Origin of the sequence: Brachyspira catarrhinii, from assembly GCF_005518285.1 — a bacterium.
GTDB classification, from domain to species: Bacteria; Spirochaetota; Brachyspiria; order Brachyspirales; family Brachyspiraceae; genus Brachyspira; species Brachyspira catarrhinii.
In genome coordinates, this window is record NZ_SJDU01000394.1 from 1 (window position 1) to 2,002 (window position 2,002).

At 23.5% G+C, this 2,002-nt stretch carries 6 protein-coding genes; all 6 read right to left on the bottom strand.

The features are described from left to right. Window positions 1-152: 152 nt before the first annotated feature. Window positions 153-368: a hypothetical protein gene (locus EZH24_RS10830; RefSeq protein WP_137999129.1), complete on the bottom strand. Its 216-nt coding sequence runs from the start codon at window positions 366-368 to the stop codon at window positions 153-155. A gap of 4 nt (window positions 369-372) precedes the next feature. Beyond that, window positions 373-702 (bottom strand): hypothetical protein, encoded by a 330-nt coding sequence (locus EZH24_RS10835; RefSeq protein WP_137999130.1) that lies wholly within the window; start codon window positions 700-702, stop codon window positions 373-375. A 2-nt stretch (window positions 703-704) separates the two neighbouring features. After that, window positions 705-1,043, bottom strand: a complete 339-nt coding sequence (locus EZH24_RS10840) for a hypothetical protein (RefSeq protein WP_137999131.1) — start codon at window positions 1,041-1,043, stop codon at window positions 705-707. An 82-nt stretch (window positions 1,044-1,125) separates the two neighbouring features. Then, complete coding sequence (locus tag EZH24_RS10845; protein WP_137999132.1) at window positions 1,126-1,386, bottom strand: hypothetical protein; 261 nt, start codon at window positions 1,384-1,386, stop codon at window positions 1,126-1,128. Further along, complete coding sequence (locus tag EZH24_RS14230; protein WP_161976150.1) at window positions 1,383-1,553, bottom strand: hypothetical protein; 171 nt, start codon at window positions 1,551-1,553, stop codon at window positions 1,383-1,385. The genes EZH24_RS10845 and EZH24_RS14230 overlap by 4 nt, the downstream gene beginning before the upstream one ends. Before the next feature lie 12 nt (window positions 1,554-1,565). Continuing rightward, window positions 1,566-1,760, bottom strand: coding sequence for a hypothetical protein (locus tag EZH24_RS10850; RefSeq protein WP_137999133.1), 195 nt, complete (start codon window positions 1,758-1,760; stop codon window positions 1,566-1,568). Window positions 1,761-2,002 lie beyond the last annotated feature (242 nt).

The window sequence follows — 2,002 nt, forward strand, 5'->3', positions numbered from 1 at the left end:
GAAAACTTTTTCGCCTCCCTTGTCGGTAAAGAAATACCGAACAAAATAATCGTTTAATGTATTGAATGGCTTTTTCATTTTAAGTATTTACCTTACTTTTATTTTAATATAATTATCTTATTTTTTCAAGTAAAATTAAGATATTATTTTTATTAATCTAATTTAATATTATTATAATCAAAATTTTCCTTCGCAACATGCGGGCAGACGCCAATAGTCATAGCTATTTTTATTATTTTAATCATAGCTCTATATTCTTCATCGCTTAAATTAAACATAGCGTCCGTATCCCATTCTAATATTTCGTTAAGCTCTTTCAATGCTTTTAATGTATTTTGATATTTACAATATCCCATATTTGTTTTCATTTTATTACTCCCGCTTTTTTATAATAATTTTAAATTCTTTTCCAATTCTATCTAAAGCCCAAGCTTTTCTATCAAAGCATTTTCCATAATAAAACGGTTTTGCATATCTAATTGTAGTGAATTCTATCCCTTTATTACCTCGAAAAAACATTATGATATAAGTTCCGTTTCGCAATTCATAAAAAGTCCCGTCTTCTTTTTCCGTATCTTTCATTAAAAATTCTCTATATTTTTCTCTATTCTCTTTATTTAAAATAAAATCTTCCACACCGATTAAAGTTGCAGAAGTTTGCCCTGCTAATTTTTTATAATTATACGAAAAATTAATTTCCATTTTTAATGCCTCTCTGGATTTATTTCTATTTGTATCTCTTGTATTTTTTGGTTTTTAATTTCTTTATCTATGTAATCGTAACATTCTTTTAATGTTTCAAATTCTTCTATGATATCCTCTTTATAATCTTTTCTAACTATAAGCACTCCGTATTTTTTTCTATTCATATTTTTTAGTTTAGTTAATTCTTGTTTTATATTAGCTCTTTCGTTTCTTAAGTCAAAAATTAACATTTCAACATCATTTATTCGTTGTCTTAAATTAGAAATTGTTATATCTTTATCTGCCACTTCTTTATCTATTCTCTTTAATTCTTCTTCCAACTTTTCGATTGATTTCATTTTAATCTCCTTTTTTTAATAATTTATCGCTATAAAAATTATAGCTACGATTATAATATTTATTATCGCTATAGCCATTTTATTACTCCGCTATCGCTTCAAAATTCTTTTTTTGTCTAATTTTTCGTCTAATATTTTTCATTCTTCGTCTATATTCTGATTGTATTTCAAAATAATTTTTTAAATCTTGTTCGGTAATTATAATAGTATGATTATTTACTTCGACTTTTACATTTTCAAATAAATCATAATTATCTTTATCCAATCCCGTTCTTTCCGTTAAAGCCTCGATTAATTGATTTTTCAAGATTTTTTCGTTTTTAATTTTCAATTCGTTATTCATTTTCTATTTTTAACCTTTTTTATTTTTTTTATGCCATGTATGGCATACAATTTTATACAAAGAGCGTCTTTTATATTTTCGCTTATGTATTTATTTAACCGTAATTTTTTCTCAAATATTTTTTCGATAATCTTACCGTCTTTATAAACTTCAGCTTTTATTAACATTTTTATTCTCCTTTATTTTTTATTATAGTATTTTTCTTGCTCTAATTCTTCTACTAATGCTAAAGCATCTCTTTTTATAATCTGTTTACAAGTTTTTATTTCATAAAGCAATTTAAAATCGTTAGTTTTTTCATACTCTTTTTCTAAAAACTTAAGTCTGTCTTTCATAATTTTCAGACTATCTATTCTATCTATTACAATAAGCATTTTTATATCCTTTCAATCGTTATTTTCTCGTCAAAATCTAATTTTTCGTTTTCTCTTTCAAGTATTTTTAATTGATTTAATATTTTCATTCTTATACTCATTTTAGACTTTTTATTAATTTTAACTAATATAAATGTTTTCTTTATATCGCTTATTTTTAATATTCTATTTTTGAAATGAAAAAAATTATTATATATACATTAAATCTTTCATGTTGCTCTTTATTCATTTATTTATCCTCT

Coding starts and splice junctions, on each gene's coding strand:
- EZH24_RS10830 (WP_137999129.1), bottom strand. CDS start 368: ATGAAAACAAATATGGGATATTGTAAATATCAAAATACATTAAAAGCA.
- EZH24_RS10835 (WP_137999130.1), bottom strand. CDS start 702: ATGGAAATTAATTTTTCGTATAATTATAAAAAATTAGCAGGGCAAACT.
- EZH24_RS10845 (WP_137999132.1), bottom strand. CDS start 1,386: ATGAATAACGAATTGAAAATTAAAAACGAAAAAATCTTGAAAAATCAA.
- EZH24_RS14230 (WP_161976150.1), bottom strand. CDS start 1,553: ATGTTAATAAAAGCTGAAGTTTATAAAGACGGTAAGATTATCGAAAAA.
- EZH24_RS10850 (WP_137999133.1), bottom strand. CDS start 1,760: ATGCTTATTGTAATAGATAGAATAGATAGTCTGAAAATTATGAAAGAC.
- EZH24_RS10840 (WP_137999131.1), bottom strand. CDS start 1,043: ATGAAATCAATCGAAAAGTTGGAAGAAGAATTAAAGAGAATAGATAAA.